This is a genomic window from Amycolatopsis sp. cmx-11-32 (assembly GCF_047608695.1).
Taxonomy (GTDB): domain Bacteria; phylum Actinomycetota; class Actinomycetes; order Mycobacteriales; family Pseudonocardiaceae; genus Amycolatopsis.
Genome location: NZ_JADNQN010000019.1, coordinates 72,680 through 88,311 on the forward strand (window position 1 = coordinate 72,680; position 15,632 = coordinate 88,311).

Annotated in this window: 14 protein-coding genes; 5 read left to right on the top strand and 9 right to left on the bottom strand. The window is 67.5% G+C overall.

Features of this window, described 5'->3' with window-relative positions:
• Position 1 precedes the first annotated feature (1 nt).
• From ACM6LR_RS36630 to ACM6LR_RS36640, 3 genes are all read right to left on the bottom strand, one after another.
• A complete protein-coding gene (locus ACM6LR_RS36630; protein ID WP_414945433.1) occupies positions 2-1,306 on the bottom strand; it encodes an aldehyde dehydrogenase family protein in 1,305 nt (434 codons plus the stop codon).
• Positions 1,307-1,489: 183 nt separating this feature from the next.
• Positions 1,490-3,826 (bottom strand): chitobiase/beta-hexosaminidase C-terminal domain-containing protein, encoded by a 2,337-nt coding sequence (locus tag ACM6LR_RS36635; protein WP_414942367.1) that lies wholly within the window; start codon positions 3,824-3,826, stop codon positions 1,490-1,492.
• A gap of 187 nt (positions 3,827-4,013) precedes the next feature.
• Positions 4,014-4,469, bottom strand: coding sequence for a hypothetical protein (locus tag ACM6LR_RS36640; RefSeq protein ID WP_414942368.1), 456 nt, complete (start codon positions 4,467-4,469; stop codon positions 4,014-4,016).
• Between the two features lie 176 nt (positions 4,470-4,645).
• Between ACM6LR_RS36640 and ACM6LR_RS36645 the strand changes: the two genes are divergently transcribed.
• From ACM6LR_RS36645 to ACM6LR_RS36655, 3 genes are all read left to right on the top strand, one after another.
• Positions 4,646-5,476 (top strand): peptidoglycan-binding protein, encoded by an 831-nt coding sequence (locus tag ACM6LR_RS36645; RefSeq protein WP_414942369.1) that lies wholly within the window; start codon positions 4,646-4,648, stop codon positions 5,474-5,476.
• Between the two features lie 123 nt (positions 5,477-5,599).
• A complete protein-coding gene (locus ACM6LR_RS36650) occupies positions 5,600-6,223 on the top strand; it encodes a cyclodeaminase/cyclohydrolase family protein (protein WP_414942370.1) in 624 nt (207 codons plus the stop codon).
• Positions 6,220-7,053 carry a bifunctional 5,10-methylenetetrahydrofolate dehydrogenase/5,10-methenyltetrahydrofolate cyclohydrolase gene (locus tag ACM6LR_RS36655; RefSeq protein ID WP_414942371.1) on the top strand — a complete coding sequence of 278 codons (834 nt, stop codon included), beginning with the start codon at positions 6,220-6,222 and terminating at the stop codon, positions 7,051-7,053. The genes ACM6LR_RS36650 and ACM6LR_RS36655 overlap by 4 nt, the downstream gene beginning before the upstream one ends.
• On the opposite strand, the gene ACM6LR_RS36660 is transcribed toward ACM6LR_RS36655, so the two are convergent.
• Positions 7,034-7,627: a TetR/AcrR family transcriptional regulator gene (locus tag ACM6LR_RS36660; RefSeq protein WP_414945434.1), complete on the bottom strand. Its 594-nt coding sequence runs from the start codon at positions 7,625-7,627 to the stop codon at positions 7,034-7,036. The genes ACM6LR_RS36655 and ACM6LR_RS36660 overlap by 20 nt on opposite strands.
• A gap of 50 nt (positions 7,628-7,677) precedes the next feature.
• Here ACM6LR_RS36660 and ACM6LR_RS36665 point away from each other — a divergent pair, with 50 nt between their 5' ends.
• The gene (locus ACM6LR_RS36665; RefSeq protein ID WP_414945435.1) at positions 7,678-8,481 is read left to right on the top strand and encodes a class I SAM-dependent methyltransferase; all 804 of its coding nucleotides are present in this window, start codon (positions 7,678-7,680) and stop codon (positions 8,479-8,481) included.
• A gap of 40 nt (positions 8,482-8,521) precedes the next feature.
• On the opposite strand, the gene ACM6LR_RS36670 is transcribed toward ACM6LR_RS36665, so the two are convergent.
• From ACM6LR_RS36670 to ACM6LR_RS36680, 3 genes are all read right to left on the bottom strand, one after another.
• Entirely contained in the window at positions 8,522-8,785 is a 264-nt protein-coding gene (locus tag ACM6LR_RS36670) for a cellulose binding domain-containing protein (protein WP_414945436.1), read from the bottom strand.
• Positions 8,782-11,103: a cellulose binding domain-containing protein gene (locus tag ACM6LR_RS36675; RefSeq protein WP_414945437.1), complete on the bottom strand. Its 2,322-nt coding sequence runs from the start codon at positions 11,101-11,103 to the stop codon at positions 8,782-8,784. Before ACM6LR_RS36675 ends, ACM6LR_RS36670 begins: the two co-directional genes overlap by 4 nt.
• A 497-nt stretch (positions 11,104-11,600) precedes the next feature.
• Positions 11,601-11,966 carry an RNA-binding S4 domain-containing protein gene (locus ACM6LR_RS36680; protein ID WP_414942376.1) on the bottom strand — a complete coding sequence of 122 codons (366 nt, stop codon included), beginning with the start codon at positions 11,964-11,966 and terminating at the stop codon, positions 11,601-11,603.
• A gap of 220 nt (positions 11,967-12,186) precedes the next feature.
• Here ACM6LR_RS36680 and ACM6LR_RS36685 point away from each other — a divergent pair, with 220 nt between their 5' ends.
• Positions 12,187-13,752, top strand: a complete 1,566-nt coding sequence (locus ACM6LR_RS36685; RefSeq protein ID WP_414942377.1) for a GMC oxidoreductase — start codon at positions 12,187-12,189, stop codon at positions 13,750-13,752.
• A gap of 57 nt (positions 13,753-13,809) precedes the next feature.
• Here the strand turns inward: ACM6LR_RS36685 and ACM6LR_RS36690 are convergent, their stop codons facing one another.
• Both ACM6LR_RS36690 and ACM6LR_RS36695 read right to left on the bottom strand, forming a co-directional pair.
• On the bottom strand, positions 13,810-14,289 hold the full coding sequence (locus ACM6LR_RS36690) for a carboxymuconolactone decarboxylase family protein (protein ID WP_414942378.1): 480 nt from the start codon (positions 14,287-14,289) through the stop codon (positions 13,810-13,812).
• Positions 14,286-15,365 carry a dihydrodipicolinate reductase gene (locus ACM6LR_RS36695; protein WP_414945438.1) on the bottom strand — a complete coding sequence of 360 codons (1,080 nt, stop codon included), beginning with the start codon at positions 15,363-15,365 and terminating at the stop codon, positions 14,286-14,288. The genes ACM6LR_RS36690 and ACM6LR_RS36695 overlap by 4 nt, the downstream gene beginning before the upstream one ends.
• Between the last annotated feature and the right edge of the window lie 267 nt (positions 15,366-15,632).

Sequence of the window (15,632 nt, forward strand, 5' to 3'; positions counted from 1 at the left end):
TTCAGGCGAGCGGCTTGTCCAACACGGCCTTCACGTGGCTGAAGGTGTCGATCGAGTAGCGGCCGTGATAGCGGCCCATCCCGCTCTCCCCCACCCCACCGAACGGCAGGTCAGGCGCCGCGAGGTGGATGATCGCCGCGCCGAACACCAGTCCACCCGACGACGTCTCCGTCTCGATCCGGCGCTTCGTCTCCTCTGATTCGGTGAAGGCGTACAACGCGAGCGGCTTGTCGCGTTCGTTGACGAACGCCAGCGCCGCGTCGACGTCGGGAACTTCGATGATCGGCAGGATCGGGCCGAAGATCTCGTCCTGCATCACCGGGGCGTCCGGAGAGACGTCGGTGAGCACGGTGGGCGCGATGTACTTCTCGCCGGGGTCGGCCTTGCCGCCGACGACCGCGGTTCCGTTGTCCAGCAAGGCGGCGAGCCGGTCGTAGTGCCGCGTCGAGATGATCCGGCCGTAGGAATCACTGGTGGCCGGGTTCTCGCCGAACATCCCTTCGACGGTCTCGGCCAGGTGCTCCGCCAGCTTCGGACCGGTGCCGCCGATCGCGAGGACGTAGTCGGGTGCGACGCAGGTCTGACCCGCGTTGGCGAACTTGCCGTAGGCGAGCCGCTGCGCGGTCAAGGCGAGATCCGCGCCCGGCTCGACGATCGCCGGGCTCTTCCCGCCCAGTTCGAGCGTGACCGGTGTGAGGTGCTTCGCGGCCGCGGTCATCACGATCCGGCCGACGGTCCCGTTTCCGGTGTAGAAGATGGTGTCGAACTTCTGCTCCAGCAATGCCGTCGTCACCGGGATCGCGCCCTCGACGACGCGCACGCCTTCGACGTACTTCGGCAGGTGCTCGGCGATCGCGGCCGAGGTGTTCGGAGACAGTTCACTCGGCTTCACGACCGCGCAGTTGCCCGCCGCCAGCGCCCCGACCAAGGGCGCGAGCACCAGTTGCAGCGGGTAGTTCCACGGCCCGATGATCAACGCGACTCCGAGCGGTTCGCGCACGACGCGGCCACTCCCCGGCCGCAGGGTCCGGGGGATGTCGGCGGGCTCCGGATTCAGCCAGGTGTCCAGGTTCTCCAGCGTGTGGTCGATCTCGTTGCGTACGAGCGCGATCTCCGCGCGCTTCGCCTCGGCGGCGTTCTTGCGCAGGTCGGCGTAGAGCGCCTCGAGGAAGACGTCCTCCTGTTCGGACAGGAGAGCGCGCAACCCCATGAGCTGCGTCCGCCGCCAGGCCACCGGTTTGGTGACACCGGAACGGAAGAGTTGGCGCAGGGCATCGACGATGGCGGGCGCATCACTGCTGATCATGATCTCGAGCCTAACAACGTGAGTGCAACTGCGGCCAGTTCAACGCCAAGCAGTATAGGGCGTTATACAGAGGAGTGGTCCGTGAAGGCCTCCTTGAGGGACTCTGGGTCCCTTAAGGAGGCCTTCACGGACCACGAACTACGCCTCAGCGCGACAGGACCGCAGGGGGCGAGGAGGCGAGCGCTACGGGTAGCTGATCAGGTTGCTCGGCGTGGTCCCCTGCGGGGTCGCCGCCCCCGCGTCGTTGATCACGTGGGTGATGGTCCCCTTGTAGTTCAGCGACACCGTCACCAGATTGTGGAACCGGACGCCGGAGCGGTTCGGCACCTCGAACGCGTGATACAGATTCACCGACGGGTTGTCGTTGAAGAAGCAGTAGCTGCCGAGGCCCCACGCCTCGTGTGTGGTCACGTTGTCCCCCACCTTGTAGGCGGCGTAACCGTTGAGCCCGTTGGGACTCTTCCACCCCGCTTGGTCCGGGACGTCGTACGGGATCTCGTTCTGGAAGAAGATCGTCCGGCCGTTCTGGCCGTTCCAGATCACCTGGTACTTCTGGTAGTGCTCGACGAACAAACCGGTCGCCAGTACGTTGTCGCCGTTGACGACCACGCCCGTGTCGCCGGTGTTGATCGTCCAGCCGTACGTGCCCGGGTTGCCGTGGTCCGCTCGCCAGGCCCAGATGTGGTCGATGATCGTGTCACGGCTGTTGACGATCAGGCTGTTCGTCGCCTTCCCCGCGATCTGACCACCGATCCGGAAGAACACGTCCTGCAGTGTCGTCGGGTTGGCCGAGTGATTCGCCGTCGAGCCCGCCGGGCCGACCGTGAGCAGGGACTGCGAGTTGGTCGTGCCGGCGTCGAACAGCAGGCCCTTGAGCCGCACACCGTCCACGTCGGCGACCCGCATCGCGTCGACGCCGTTGTCGGGCACCAGCGTCGGATATCCGATGCCGAGGACGACGGTGTTCGCCTTGCTCACGTTCAGCGTCTGGTTCAGGTGATAGACGCCAGGCGTGAAGAACAGGTTGCAGCCCTGCGAAAGCGCGGTGTTGATCGACGACGCCGTGTCCCCCGCCTTCACGACGTGGAACCGGCTCATCGGCAGCGAGCTGCCAGGGGTGCCACCGTTGACCCAGCTCGGCCCGGAAGCGTTGGTGCGCAAGGAAGGCAGAAAAACGCGGTATTTGCCGGAGCCGTCGAGGTAGAGATACGGGACGTCGCGGGACACCGGCGTGGTGCCGAGCGTCGTCTCCGGCGGGTTCGGGAAGGTGTTCGCCGGGGCACCGTTCGTCCCGGAGAAGACCATGTTCCAGACGCCGCCCTCCCAGCTGCCGTAGTTGCTGTCGCGGGTGTACCACTGCTGTTGCGAGATCGACGCGGTCTTACCGGAAACCTTGCTGTCAGCCGTGTAGCCACCGCTGGCGAAGCCATAGCTGGCCGGGAAGAGGTTCAACCCACCGCGGATGTCCATTCGCCGGAACGGCGCGGCCTGCGCGACGGCCCAGCGGGTCGCGCCGCTGCTCGGAACGACGGCGAGGTTCTCCGTCGAGCGCCAGAAGTTCTGCAGCGCCACTCCCTTATCCGACTCGTTGAAGGCGTCGACGGTCACGTCGCCGTTGATCACGACGTCGCCCGGGTTCTGCCCGAGACCGGCGACGGAGGTGTAGTAGCCGACGTCGTCGTGGATCCCGCTGTAGACACCGGGTTTGAACAGGTGCGCGTACCGGCGTTCGGTGAACTGCGCGGTCAGGGTGTCCTTCTGCTGGTTGAAGTCCGCGTCCAGCCGGGCCTGGACCGACTGCGCCGACATGCCGGGGTCGAAGATCCGCACGTTCGGGCCGAAGTCCGGGACGTCGGCTTGGACCGGGCAGGACGCCTGTGTCGTTCCGATCGTGTAGCTCGCCGAGGCCACCGAGGAGTTCGCCAAGCCTGATTGCAGCGCGATCGCGGAAACCGTCGAGGAGGCGGAGACCATGATCGGCCCGGTGTACGCAGTGGATGACGCGGTCGGCATGGAACCGTCCACTGTGTACCGGATGGTCGCGCCGACGGTCGCTGTCGACAGCGTCACCGAACGGGCACTCGGGTAGCTGCCGCCAGGCGGGTCGAACGTCGGCGCGGCGACCGTCGTGCCAGTGCCGCCGTGCGTGTGGCTGAAGTGCGGGGTTTCGTACTGCGGCCCGTTCTTCTCGTAGGTGAACCAGTAGTCGAGCACCGTGCCGGTGGCGAGCGAACCGACGGTGTGCCGCCACGTGCCGCCGCTGTCGGTCATCCGGACGTTCTGCTGCCCCACCCCAGGAACACCGGTGTAGTGGAGGTCGACGTACCGCGCGGTCGTCGCCGGTGTGAAGGAGAGCTGCGCCTGGGTCGCGCTCGAGGACGCGGCACTCTGGCTGTAGTCGGCGGCCGCGGCGGCGGTGGCACCGACGAGACCAGCGGCGATCAGGAGCGCCGAGAGGCCGAGGGCGAGCACCCCCCGGACCTCTGTCCGTCGTTTGGGCCGCACAAGGATTCGGTTCACGTCGTGACACCTCCGGCGTTGGAAATCCACGGGCGAAGCAATTCGTTGCGCGCCACAACAAAGTAACCTTCCGCGCGATATGTCCGGATCACGCTTCGGTAACAGTGGTGGTCCAAACCACTGACTACTCCTGGCGGCTCCGCCGGATACGGCCATCCTGCCGCCCGGATACCCCTATGTGGCCTCTTCAGGCGTCCGGGACGACGTACAGCGTCGAAGCTTCCCCGCCGTGCATGGCACTCAGGCTGGCCCGGCAGGCCAGCAGTACTTCGCGGTTCGCGGCCGTGTCCGGCGGGACGCCGCAGCCGTCGCAGGAGAGCTCGACCGATCCCGGGGCGGTCTCGTCGACCTCGACGACGACCGTGCGATCGCACCGGCGGCACCAGCGGTGCCCGGTCACGACCACGATGTGCATCGGATCGGAGATGCACTGATGCACCCAGCAGCGGTGCACGTAGCAGGTGGTCCGGGCGTGCGCGCTCAGCCCGTGTTCCTCCGCCACGTCTTCGGCGGCGAGGATCGCGGCCAACCGCCGGTCGGCGATCTCGCCGTACCGGTCCCGTCTTCGCGCCGGAGGCGCCGAGTCCGCCGGGGTGAGCAGTCTGAGATGAGCCCGTGAGGGTGGCGAAGTCCGTAGCACCATGGGGGTCTCAACCTTTCGGCGTCCACGGGAAGTCATATCAGGTCACGCCCGATTCCGCCGGAGTGACACCCGACCGGGGGATATCACGATCCCGGGAAGGCACGTTTGTACGGCCCTTGTATTCGCGCTGCTCATGCTGGCCCGACAACGGGCGAGTTCGTTTCAGGAGGCAGGAATTGTTGACCAAGGTAGCCGTGCTCGCGACAGCGACCGCGCTCTCTTTCGGCGTGGCCGCACCGGCCAGTGCCGAAGTGACCGTGACCGCGTTGCCCGCGGCCAGCATGGAAGCGGTGCTCAAGGCCGCGCAGATCGACCCGCGACGAGCCGACAACGCTTTGACACCAGGCGCCAAGGACAGCGTGCTGCTGGTCGAGCAGGCGTTGGCCGACAAGGGACTCCTCGACCAGCAATACGTCGACGGCCACTTCGGCACGTCGACGATCACGGCGTATTCCAGCTATCAGAAGTCGTTGGGGTACACCGGGATCGACGCTTCCGGTCTGCCGGGCAAGACGTCGCTCGAGAAGCTGGGCGACGGCCGGTACACCGTTACCGCGACGGTCGCGGCGGGTAGCCGCCTGACCTACCACGGCAAGGCGATGAACACCCGCACCAAGGCGATGCTGGTGAAGGCGGAGGGTCTGCTCGGCAGGCAGCTGACCATCACGCAGGGCTCGTACAACCCCGGTGGCGTCGGCGCTTCGGCCGGGACGCACGACGGCGGCGGCGCGCTCGACATCGGCGTCGAGGGGATGTCCTCGGCCACGCGGACCGACGTCGCGAAGAAGCTGCGCCAGGTGGGCTTCGCGGCTTGGGTCCGGACTCCGGCTCAGGGTTTCGCCTACCACATCCACGCCATCGCTCTGTCCGATCCGGACCTGTCGTCCGGCGCGCAGCACCAGGCCGGTGACTACTACCTCGGGTACAACGGCCTCTCCGGCCGAGGTTCCGACGACGGCCCCGCCGTCTCGCCGAAGCTCACCTGGGAGGAGTACCAGCGCGCGTGACCCGCTTCCCGAAGGCCACCTTCCGCCGACGTCGATCATCGGCGAAAGGTGGCCTTCGGGCCGTCCAGGAAGCCCCGAGTAGGCTTCGGCGCGACGGCAAAACCAGCGGGAAGGGAACATCGCGTGGAGGCTCAACCTGTCGGTCAGTGGCTCGACGAGCTGGCTTCGAAGGCCTCGACGCCCGGTGGTGGCGCGGCGGCCGCGATGAACGCCGCCGTGGGTGCCGCCCTGGTCTCCATGGTGTGCAATCTGACCATCGGCAAGCCGAAGTACGCCGAGCACGAAGCGACGATGACGGAAGCACTGGCCAAGGCCGAAGACCTCCGCGGTCGCGCACTCGGCCTCGCCGCCGACGACGCCGCCGCGTTCGACGCGGTGGTCTCCGCGTACAAGCTCCCGAAGGCCACCGACGAGGAGAAGCAGGCCCGCAGCGCCGCGATCCAGGCCGCGCTGGTCGGCGCCGCCGACGTTCCCCTGCGCACGGCCGCCCTCGCCGCCGAAGTCGTCGATGTCGCCGCCTCGATCCTCGAAGGCGCCAACACCAACGTCATCTCCGACATCGCGGTCGCCGCCTCCTCCGCCAAGTCCGCGCTCGAGTCGGCCGTGGTCAACGTCGAGGTCAACCTCGCGTCGATGTCCGACGAGCAACTGCGCAAGGAGACCGAGGCCCGCCTCGCCGAGCACACCCCCGCAGCCGGGCGCGCCGACGCGCTCGTCGCCAAGGTCCGCGAGAGGATCGCCCGATGACGCTGATCGACGGGCGCGCGATCGCCGCCGCCATCACCGCCGAAGTCACCGAGACCGCCGCCAAGCTGCGCGAATCGGGCACCACCCCGACGCTGGCCGTGCTCGTGCCGACCGACGACGACGCCACCGCCTGGTACGTGCGCTCGATCGAACGCGCGGCGAAGAAGGTCGGTGTCGACTGCCGGGTGGTCCAGCTGGAGAAACCGACCGGCGAGGACGTCACCCGCGAACTCGACAAGCTGTCCGCGGACCCGGCGGTCCACGGCATCATCTGCCAGACGCCGCTGCCCGAGGGCGTGACGCTGGACGACGTCGGCGCGCACATCGACCCGCGCAAGGACGTCGACGGCGCCAACCCGGTCAGCCTCGGCCGCCTCACCGCGGGCCTCCCGACCTACGCGCCCGCCACCGCCGCCGCGGTGCTGGAGATCCTGAAGCGTGAGCAGGTCGTCCTGTCCGGCGCCCAGGTCGCCGTCGTGGGCCGCTCGACCGTGGTCGGCAAGCCCGCCGCGCTGCTGCTGCTCGGCGAGAACGCGACGGTGACCGTCTGCCACTCCCGTACCAAGGACCTCGCGGCGGTCACCAAGACCGCGGACGTCCTGGTCGTGGCGGTCGGCCGCGCGCACTTCATCGGCGCGGACCACGTCAAGCCCGGTGCCGTGGTGATCGACGTCGGCACCAACCCGACGGCCGAAGGCGGGCTCGTCGGCGACGTCGACCAGGCCGCTGTCGAGGGGATCGCGGGCTCGATCACGCCGGTACCCGGCGGCGTCGGCCCGGTCACGACGTCACTGCTGCTGCGGCACACCGTCACCGCCGCGCAGGCCTGATCCAGGACCCGGCGACGGCGGCCACCGTCCTCCGCACCTGCTCTGCCTCGGGGGCGGCGCCGGTGCGGTCGGCGAACAGCAAGTGAGTGGCGCCGATGAGCGTCGCCGCGAGCGTGTCGACGTCGGCGTCTTCGGTGATCCTGCCCTTTTCGCGTTCCGCCGCGAGGTAGCCGGCGATCATCACGGCGGCCTGGGTCAGCACCGGGACCCCGGCAGGCCACTGGCGGCGCAATCGGGCGCGCAGTTCGTCGCGGAAGATCACGAGCGGGACGATCGCGACCGCGACCGACTCGAACACCGCCGTCAGAGCTTTCGCCAGGTTGTCGACGACCGTTCCGGTACCGACGGCCTCGCGAAGGCTCTCTTGGTCCAGCTTCTCGACGCGGTCCAGCACGAACTCGGCGAGGAACGCGTCGAAGTCGTCGAAATGCCGGTGCAGCACGCCTTTCGCGCAGTCCGCTTCGGTGGTCACCGCGCGGCTGGTGAGCCCGCTCGGCCCGTCCCGCAGCAGGACCCGTTCAGCGGCGTCGAACAACTGCGCGCGCACGGCACGAAGAGCTACCCCGGTCGGCATACGGCTCCCTTGCGTTGACGAGTGGGCAAATGCCCACTTAGGGTGGGCGCATGCCCACTCTAGCTTCGGGGCGGGAGCCTCACCGGCATCGGCAGGCCGCGGAATCCTTCGGCGGGGACGTCGAGCGTTACGACCGCACCCGGCCCGCCTATCCCCCGGAACTCATCGACCGCCTCATCACCTCCGCTCCAGGCCGCGAAACCCTCGACGTCGGCATCGGTACCGGGATCGAAGCGCGCCAGTTGCAGGCGGCGGGCTGTCAGGTCCTGGGCGTCGAACCGGACCCGCGAATGGCCGCGTTCGCCCGCCGGAGCGGAATCGACGTCGAGGTCGCGACGTTCGAAACCTGGGAACCGGCCGGACGCCGGTTCGATCTGCTCGTCTCCGGCCAGGCCTGGCACTGGATCGACCCGGTCGCGGGCGCCGCCAAGGCCGCCGAAGTGCTGCGGCCGGGCGGGGTCTTCGCCGCGTTCTGGCATGTGCCCGAACCGCCGGAGGAGGTCACGGACACCTTGGCGGACGCTTACCAGCGGCTCGTGCCGGACGCCCCGATCGACCTCAAGAGCGTGCCGACACAGCCTACTGACCCGTACGGTCCGCTCATCGCGAAGGTCGCAGACGGCCTGCGAGAAGTCGGCGGATTCGGCGAACCGGAGCGAAGCCGTCACGACTGGGATCGGGTCTACACCCGCGACGAATGGCTGGAACAGCTCCCGACGTTCGGCTCGCTCACCTGGGTCGAACCTGTTGTCCTACAGGAAATTCTCGCCGAGGTGGGCGCGACGATCGACGGCATGGGCGGTCGGTTCACCACCCGCTACGCCACCGTCGCGATCTCCGCGATCCGGGAGTGACCGGTGGCGGAAGCCGTGCCGCTCCCGCCACCGGAGTCCGTCAAGGCGTGACGGGGATGTTGGTCAGCCCGTTCACCGCCCTCGACACGGAAGGCAGATCGAACTCGATCGTCCACTGTGTACTGTTCGCGTCGCCGGTGTTGGCCAGCGTGTACTTCCCGCCGTACCCGCTGTCCCAGACCGAACCCCTGGCGAACGTGGCGGACAGGCTGGGCCCGGCCGCCTCCGCCGTGACGACGACGCCGAACAGGCCCGCCGCCGACGCCGTGGCCGCGATCGCGGCGCGCAGTCGTTTCCTCGTCATTCCGTGCCTCCGCATCGTGTTCCGGCGAGCGAGCACGCGACCGGAAGTCCCTGACCTGCGGCGTTGAAACCGAACGTCGCCGTGCCGCCGGGTTTGACGCTTCCGTTGTGCGTCGCGTTCCCGAACCGGTAGTGCCGGCCGGTCTTGGTCAGCACCGAACTCCACGAACTGCTGACCGTCGTCCCCGCGGGCAGGTCGAACTCGACCGCCCACGTCCCCACCGTGGCCGAACAGGTGTTGGTGATGGTGAAACCGCCGCCGTAGCCACTGTCCCACACCGATTTACGGGCGAACGCCGCCGTCAGGCACGCGCCGGGATTCGGCGTGGTCGTGATGGTCGGCGTGGTCGTGGTGGTGGGTGTGCCCGTCGACGAGGACGGCGGAGTCCCGTCGACGGACTTCAGGAACAGCGAAGACGCGGCGTCGGTCGTGCTCGCGTCGACCCCGTGCCCGCCGGTGTAGTCCAGCTGCTCGTTCTTCGCCCAGTCGGCGATCGGTGTGCCTCCGACGTCGAGGTGTTTGTACGCGGTGCCATCCCAGCCGAAGACGTAGACGCGGTGCCGTTCGGCGTAGAAGTCGTTATACGGGCCGTTGTCCGTGAGCTGTTTGGTCATGGCGTTGTTGAAGAACACGTTGCGGTAGCCGGAACCGCCCGACCACTTGACGGCCTTCTTGCCCGCGCCCCACCAGATCGGATACCAGTTCGAATCGTCGGGACCGCCGCCGCCCTCCTCGCCGCAGTTGGCCCGGCAGTTCCCGGAGCGGTGCGCGTAAGGGACCTTGACCGTGTTGAGTTCGAAAAGGTTGTTGCGCTCCCAGCCGCCGTGCAGGTTCAGGTCGGAGTCGAACGAGTTGCCGATCACCACGTTGCCCGAGGCGGACCACTGGAAGGTGAAGTGCCGCAGCAGGGTCGTGGTGTTCCCGGCGTAGAGGGAGTCCCAGACCCGGGAGCCGCGGAAGTAGCCGTTGCCGCCCTTGCCCTTGTTCCACGAGCCGTTGAGTTCGTTGTCTACGATCTGGAGGTTCTTGGCCTCTTCCGTGACGATCGGGTGCGACCCGGTCATCTCCGCGCGGATGCCGCGGACCCACGAGTTCGCCGCCCACTTGAACACGATTCCGTGCATCTCGGCGGCCGGTGCCATGTTCCCGTAGTTGTTGTTCGCCTCCGCCGGGTTCAGGCCTGGCATGTCCTGCGTGAACCCGAGGTTCTCGAATCCGACGCCGAGCACCGGGTCGACCAGCGGCGCCGCCTTGGAGTCGTAGGTGGCGCCGTCGATCGGGGCCGAGCCGTCCGAAGTGGACGTGACCGGGACGTCGTACTCGAGGGGTTTGTCGAGGGTGATGGTGCGCGCGGACGTGTCGAGCGCGGTGATCGTGAAGATCTGCTGGCGCATGTGCATATTGAGGAGCGGGAACGTGGTCGGGGTGGCCTGCTGCTGCTCGTAGAACTTCCGCGAGTTGGCCGCACGGAGGTTGACCAGGTTCCCGGCGGCGAGTGACGTCAGGGCGCCGCTGCCCGCCAGGTGGACGACGCGCTCCCCCGTCCGCGCGGCGAACGCGGTGTCACCCGGCTTGCCCCGCAGCTTCACCCCGGCCTTCCAATGGACGTTGATCGTGCCTTCGAAGATGTCCTTGCGATTGGCGGGCGCCGACGAGTAGTCGCTCGCGTAGGACGAGTGCACTCCCCTGGACTGGACACGGAACAGCCCGCGTCCCGGCCACAGCCAGCCACCCTTGCCCGCACCCGAGGTCATCCCGTCCTCGTCCCAGTCGGAACCGTCCGGGGTGAGGGCGTCGTACAGCGTGTTCGTGTCGGGCTTGTAGACGAACTTCGTCGCGTCCCTACCCGCGCCGCGCAGGATCAGGTAGTCCGCGTCGACGTGGATCTCGTGCGTGACGTCGAACCGCCCGGCCGGGAAGGTGATCGTGCTCAGCTTGGTGTAGCTCCCGGACGGCGAGCACGCGCCCTTGATCCCGTCGATCGCCGCCTGGATCCCGTTCGTGTCGTCGGCGCCGTCGTCGGGCTTGACGTTGTACTGGCTCGCCAGTTCCGCCGCGGTGACCTGGCAGGTGGCGTTCGGATTCACTTCCCCGGAGCCGGGCAGCGCGCCGCCGCCCCGGTACCCGGCCTTGGACCAGTCATAGAGCCCCGTGACCGGCACGCGGCGATTGGCCGCGCCGACATCGAGGCCGGTCAGCGCACCGGGGCCCGGCGCCGCGGCCGCCACCTCGGGTGGTACCTGCAGGAGTGCGACGGTGGCGACCACGGCGGCGACCGCCGGTAGGACGGCACGACGAAGAGGACTTTTTCGGGACACCCGAAACCTCCGTGACGGACTGACGGAAGGTGTTGCGGCGTGTACACCCGGACCCCGTCTTTATAGTTCACATCCCTGTCGCCCGTCAACAGATGTGAACCACGTCCACGTATGTGAACGGTCCATCACCACTGCCGTCGCGGAAGTGTGCGCCACGGTGCGACCAAGCCGTGGAGGCCTCCTTCCTACCTTGAGAGCAGGGTCCGGGCAGAGTCGCAGAGCTGCCGGCGGCAATCCGGACTTGTCGTCGCTAGTGCCTGCCAGACTCGAGCGGGGAGGATTGGAGACGTTCAACGTCCGAGACCTCCCCGCTCGGGCATGTGCCGGGGTTCCTTGGGGAGGCATGTTCCTCAACCTCTGTTGATCAAGCTCCGCAACCAATGTGACCCCGCGCGGCCTTCACAGTGACCCCACTGTGACATTGGGTCGCTGAGCGTCTCCAATGCCACATCGGGAGCACCCTTCGCCACCTCAGGCGCAGCCAAGACCGAGCCTGCTCAGCCTTCCCCGGTACGGAAGCGGTCGAGCACCCGCCGCTCCCGCTTGGTCGGGCGCCCCGCACCTCGCTCCCGCCGCGCCACGGGTATCGCGGACTCGGGCGGCGGTGCGGGCGTCCTGTCGATGAAGCAGGTCGCGGCATCGACGGCGCCGACGCGTTTCTGGATCACCCGCGTCACTTCCAAGATTCGCGTGGTGTCGTTGACCCTGGCACGCACCTCGTCGCCCGCCACGACCGTGGTCGCGGGTTTGGCGGGTTTGCCGTTCACGCGGACATGGCCGCCACGACATGCCGCGGCGGCGTCCGGGCGTGTTTTGGTCAGCCGGACGGCCCACAGCCAGCGATCAACTCGAGTGGACTCCACAGCCGTACATAGTGGCCCATCCACGCTCGCGATGCCCACCCACCTGGCCCGTACTTGAAGAAAAGAAAGCCGGCGATTATTGCCACCCGTCGAGGTACTGGGTATAACTTGTTCTAAATCCCTCAACGGTGAGGATGATCACATGAGCGACGAAATCAAGTGGCGAAGCACATCGGGACGATTATCCCGCCGCGTTTTCATCGCAGGAACTGGTTCTATCTTGGGCGCCGCGGCGCTTGGCGGGACCGCTTCCGCCTCAGCCGGGAACAAGCCGTCCGCGAGCAACTCGATCGCCGACGCCGCACGAGTCCCGGCGCTCGTCATCGGTTCCGGCTACGGTGGCTGTGTCGCCGCGCTCCGGCTCGCCGAAGCGGGTGTCGACGTGCACCTCGTCGAACTCGGCATGGCGTGGGACACCCCTGGCACGGACGGCAAGATCTTCGCCAACACCACCACCCCCGACTACCGGTCCTTCTGGCTGCGGACCAGGACCAAACAGCCGCTGAGCAACTTCCTCGGGTTCCCGATCGACAAGGACGTCCCGCGCCACACCGGGATCCTCGACGCCGAGGACTTCGGCGGCATCACCGTCTACCAGGGGCGCGGCGTCGGCGGCGGCTCGCTGGTCAACGGCGGGATGGCCGTCACGCCCAAACGCGAGAACTTCGGCGCGGTTCTGCCCACGGTCGACGCCGACGAGATGTACGGCGTCTACTACCCGCGCGCCAACGCTGGTCTCGGTGTCGCCACCATCGACCCGAACTGGTTCGAGACGGCCGAGTGCTACCAGTACGCGCGAGTCGGCCGGAAACACGCGCGGCGGTCCGGTTTCCCGTTCCTGTTCGTCCCGGACGTGTACGACTGGGACTACATGAAGAAGGAGCAGGCGGGCACGGTTCCGAAGTCCGCACTGGCCGGGGAGATCCTCTACGGCAACAACGCGGGCAAGAAGTCGTTGCAGCAGACCTATCTTCCGCGGATCAAGGCGACGGGACGCGTGACCATCTCACCCCTGCACCGCGTCACCACGGTCACCCCCGCGTCCGGCGGCGGCTACACCGTGATCTTGGAACAGCTCAACACCAGCGGCACGGTCACCGCGACCAAATCCGTGACCGCGGACAAGGTGTTCTTCGCCGCGGGCAGTGTCGGCACGAGCAAACTACTGGTCAAGCTCAAGGCGACCGGCGCGCTGCCCAACCTGGGCAACGAGGTCGGAAAGAGCTGGGGCGACAACGGGAACGTCATGTGCGGCCGGGCCAACCACATATGGGACGCCACCGGCGCGCTGCAGTCGTCCATCCCCACCGCCGGCATCGACAACTGGGCGGCGGGCGGCGCGTTCGCCGAGGTCGCGCCGCTGCCGACCGGTATCGAGACCTTCGCCTCGTTCTACCTGTCCATCACCAAGAACCCCAACCGGGCGACGTTCTCGTGGAACGCGAGCGCGAACAAGGTCGACCTCGACTGGCAGACCGCCTGGAAACAGCCGTCGATCAACATGGCGAAGACGATCTTCGACAAGATCAACTCCAAAGAAGGGACGATCTACCGGACCGACCTCTTCGGCATCTACAAGATTTGGGGCGATCATCTCACCTACCACCCGCTCGGCGGCGCGGTGCTCGGAAAGGCGACCGACAATTACGGCAGGCTACACGGTCACCCAGGGCTTTACGTGATCGACGGCTCACTGATTCCGGGTAATACTTCGGTGAACCCGTTCGTCACCATTACCGCGCTGGCGGAAAGAAACATCGAAAAGATCGTCGCCACTGATCTGTGAAGACAATCTTTTGAGGGCCGGGGCGGTCGCCCCGGCTCATTCTTCAGACGAGCACTTTTATATGGTCGGCAGGACGCAGACGGTGTCGATTCCCAAAACGTGGTTCAGCCGCCCGAAAGCGAGCCAGGAACCAATGCTCATGCTCAGTTCCACGATTTCCTTCTGGCTGTAGTGCTCGCCCATCCGCTTCCAGAATTCCTCGTCGATGCCGTGGTGGTCGAGCGCGTAGCGTTCGGCGTACTCGGCGGCCAGCCGGGTCCGCTCGTCGAACGCGTCGGTGGTGCGCCACTCGGTGACGGCGTCGGCGAACTCCTCCTCGACCTTCACGCCGTCGCGATCGGTCCGCCAGTCCAGGCAGAAGACGCAGCCGTTGATCTGCGCGATCCGCAACCTCGCCGCCTCGAACTCGCGGAGCCCGAGCGTCGTGTGCGAGTAGACCGCGAGCGAGAGTTTCGACGCCGCGACGCCGATGCCGGGCACCATCTCACCCCAGACGTAGCCGATCGGGTCCTTGCCCTCCGGGATGTCGATGTTCATCGCGCGCTCCTTCCGAGCTTGCCGGTGGCCGGTCGCAACGGGACGTCGAGTGCGTCGTAGAGACCGGGTTTGAAGTCCACGAGCCAGTCGATGGCACCGACCAGCCTGCCCACCGCGGTCGCGTTGCCGCCGGCGGACCGGTTCTCGCCCTCGTCGGTGGCCTCGATCGAGACCTCGATCCTGGGGCGGCCTTCGATGATCACCCGGTGCGCGCCGTCACCGCTGGGCGGCGTCGGCCAGTCCGGAGCGCACGAGGCGTGGATGCGGGTGACGTGCTCGATGACGATGCGAGGCTCGCCGTCCACGATCCCCTGCACTTCGAACCGGACCGCGCCCTGCGTGCCGGCTTCGAACTCGCCCATCGCCCGGGTGGTCACGGTTTCTTCCAGCGGACGGCGGTCGAGCGTCTCGCGGATCTCGTCGAGGTCGACGCCGAGGCCGCGGGCGATCAGCCGCACCTGCCCGCCCCACACCATCGTGGGGACCGACGGGGCCAGCATCGGCGGCTGATAGTTCATCGGCTGCCCCATGCCGACCAGGTAGCGGACGGAATCCGGCTGGTCGTAAGTGGAGTAGTCGAAGATCTCCTGGCAGCGCACCGCGTCCACGGTGGTGCCGAGCCCGCTGATCAGCAACGGCAGGATGTCGTTGCCCCAGCCGGGATCGACGCCGGAGACGAACAGGGAACCACCGCCATCGGCGATCGCGGCGAGTACGGGCTCTCGCAGTTCTTCGGGCGCGTTGCGCTGGTCGTACAGCGCGTAGAGCGCGGGTGTCACGACCACCGCCCCGGCCCGGATCGCGCGGATGATGTCGGCCAGCGCTTCAGCGGGCCGGATGTCGCCGGACGCCGCGTACACCACCGCCCGCGGCCCCGCGGCCAAAACCGCTTCGACGTCATCTGTCGCCGCCACACCCAGTTCACCGTCGACACCGGCGAGCGCGCCCGCGTCGCGGCCGATCTTCGCGGGGTCGTGCACGAGCACACCGGTCAGTTCCAGCGCCGGATGCGCGTCGACGGCCCGGATGGAGGCGCGGCCGATGTTGCCTGTACCCCAGACAACCGTGGGAATCATGGAGTCGAGGTTAACCGAATCCCCGATCGGTTCCCAGTACCGAAACAATTACGAAAACCGCAGGTCAGAGTGCATTACTCGGCTTCATTCGAGGCGGCAACGAAAGCGTTCCGGTACGCGGAACGGACACCGTTCCCTTCGCTGAGCGGCAATACCGGTTCGGCCGTTTGCGAGCCTGGTGTGTATTGTTCCCGTTCGTGACGAGCCCCGAGTCGGACAGAACCCCGCCGCCGGTCATCCGGCGGCGAGCCGTCGTGACCGGCCGTT

What these genes read in the sequence shown, in the direction of transcription:
- ACM6LR_RS36630 (WP_414945433.1), bottom strand. Translation starts at nt 1,306, where the DNA reads ATGATCAGCAGTGATGCGCCCGCCATCGTCGATGCCCTGCGCCAACTC.
- ACM6LR_RS36640 (WP_414942368.1), bottom strand. Translation starts at nt 4,469, where the DNA reads ATGGTGCTACGGACTTCGCCACCCTCACGGGCTCATCTCAGACTGCTC.
- ACM6LR_RS36655 (WP_414942371.1), top strand. Translation starts at nt 6,220, where the DNA reads ATGACGCTGATCGACGGGCGCGCGATCGCCGCCGCCATCACCGCCGAA.
- ACM6LR_RS36660 (WP_414945434.1), bottom strand. Translation starts at nt 7,627, where the DNA reads ATGCCGACCGGGGTAGCTCTTCGTGCCGTGCGCGCGCAGTTGTTCGAC.
- ACM6LR_RS36665 (WP_414945435.1), top strand. Translation starts at nt 7,678, where the DNA reads ATGCCCACTCTAGCTTCGGGGCGGGAGCCTCACCGGCATCGGCAGGCC.
- ACM6LR_RS36670 (WP_414945436.1), bottom strand. Translation starts at nt 8,785, where the DNA reads ATGACGAGGAAACGACTGCGCGCCGCGATCGCGGCCACGGCGTCGGCG.
- ACM6LR_RS36690 (WP_414942378.1), bottom strand. Translation starts at nt 14,289, where the DNA reads ATGAACATCGACATCCCGGAGGGCAAGGACCCGATCGGCTACGTCTGG.
- ACM6LR_RS36695 (WP_414945438.1), bottom strand. Translation starts at nt 15,365, where the DNA reads ATGATTCCCACGGTTGTCTGGGGTACAGGCAACATCGGCCGCGCCTCC.